The 1,631-nt window shown below is 69.5% G+C and carries 2 protein-coding genes; both read left to right on the plus strand.

Going from position 1 to position 1,631, the window contains the following annotated elements; translation table 11 throughout:
• Positions 1 to 898 (plus strand): methionine ABC transporter ATP-binding protein (locus BFF77_RS30450; protein WP_066956454.1); only part of this gene is annotated, 898 nt, incomplete at its 5' end.
• Complete coding sequence (locus BFF77_RS30455; RefSeq protein ID WP_066956457.1) at positions 895 to 1,563, plus strand: methionine ABC transporter permease; 669 nt, start codon at positions 895 to 897, stop codon at positions 1,561 to 1,563. The genes BFF77_RS30450 and BFF77_RS30455, both read left to right, overlap by 4 nt.
• Positions 1,564 to 1,631 lie beyond the last annotated feature (68 nt).

Consider the following 1,631-nt stretch of genomic DNA (forward strand, 5'->3'; position numbering starts at 1 on the left):
CGCCGGCCGCGGCCGGCGGGCGGGCAAGGAGCTGCGGCGGGCGCGCAGCGCGATCGGCATGGTCTTCCAGCACTTCAATCTGCTGTCCTCCCGCACGGTCAAGGACAACGTCGAACTGCCGCTGGAGATCCTCGGCGTCACCCGCCAGGAGCGTGCCCGCCGCGCCCTGGAACTGCTGGACCTGGTGGGACTCGCGGACAAGGCCGCCTCGTACCCGGCCCAGCTCTCCGGCGGCCAGAAGCAGCGGGTCGGTATCGCCCGGGCCCTGGCGGGCGACCCCAAGGTGCTGCTCTCCGACGAGGCGACCAGTGCCCTCGATCCCGAGACGACCCGTTCGATCCTTCAGCTGCTGCGCGACCTCAACCAGCAGCTCGGACTGACCGTGCTGCTCATCACGCACGAGATGGACGTCGTCAAGAGGATCTGCGACTCGGCCGCGCTGATGCAGAAGGGCCGGATCGTCGAGTCGGGCACGGTCGGCGAACTGCTCGCCACGCCCGGTTCGCTGCTCGCGCAGGAGCTGTTCCCGGTGGGCCGGGCGCCGTCGGGCCCGGGCCGTACGGTCATCGACGTCACCTTCCAGGGCGAGGCCGCCGGACGGCCGGTGATCTCGCAGCTCTCCCGTACGTACAACATCGACATCTCGATCCTGGGCGCCTCGATGGACACCGTCGCGGGCCGGCAGATCGGCCGGATGCGGATCGAACTGCCCGGCGGTCACGAGGAGAACGCCGTGCCGATCGGCTTCCTGCGCGAACAGGGGCTCCAGGCCGAGGTGGTGGACGACGAGCCGGCCGCCGAGGGCTCCGTCCCCCAACAGCCCGCCGGAACACGGCCGGCCGAGGAACAGTCCCCCGAGGGCGAGGCGCCCGCACTGGTGAAGGAAGATGTCAAGTGACCTGGTCGGAGATGCAGCCGCTACTGGCCCAGGGGACGCTCGACACCCTCTACATGGTGCTGTGGTCCGCGCTCGTCACCATCGTCGGCGGACTGCCCCTCGGTGTGCTGCTGGTCCTCACCGACAAGGGCGGACTGCTCCAGAACGCCCCGGTGAACAGGACCGTCGGCGTGATCGTGAACATCGGCCGCTCACTGCCGTTCATCATCCTGCTGATCGCGCTGATCCCGTTCACCACACTGGTCGTCGGCACCTTCATCGGGCCCACCGCGATGATCGTGCCGCTCGCGGTCGGCGCCATCCCGTTCTTCGCGCGTCTTGTGGAGACCTCGATCCGTGAGGTCGACCACGGACTGGTCGAGGCCGTACAGGCCATGGGCGGATCCGTCCCGACCATCGTCCGCAAGGTGCTGCTGCCGCAGGCCCTGCCGTCACTGGTCTCCGGCGTCACCACCACCGTCATCGCCCTCATCGGCTACTCGGCGATGGCCGGCGCGGTCGGCGGCGAGGGCCTGGGATCCAAGGCCGTCACCTATGGGTTCCAGCGGTTCGAGAACGGCTTCATGGTGGCCACGGTCGTGGTCCTGATCGTGATCGTCACCGTCGTGCAGCTCCTCGGGGACGGTGTCGTACGCCTGCTGGCGCGCCGCGGCCGTACGGCCTAGCCGCCGCGCCCCACGTTCCCCCACACCCCCACCCCCCACAGACACAGCCCGTACAAGGAGTACGGGCT

This window comes from Streptomyces lushanensis (genome assembly GCF_001700515.1).
Lineage (GTDB): Bacteria > Actinomycetota > Actinomycetes > Streptomycetales > Streptomycetaceae > Streptomyces > Streptomyces lushanensis.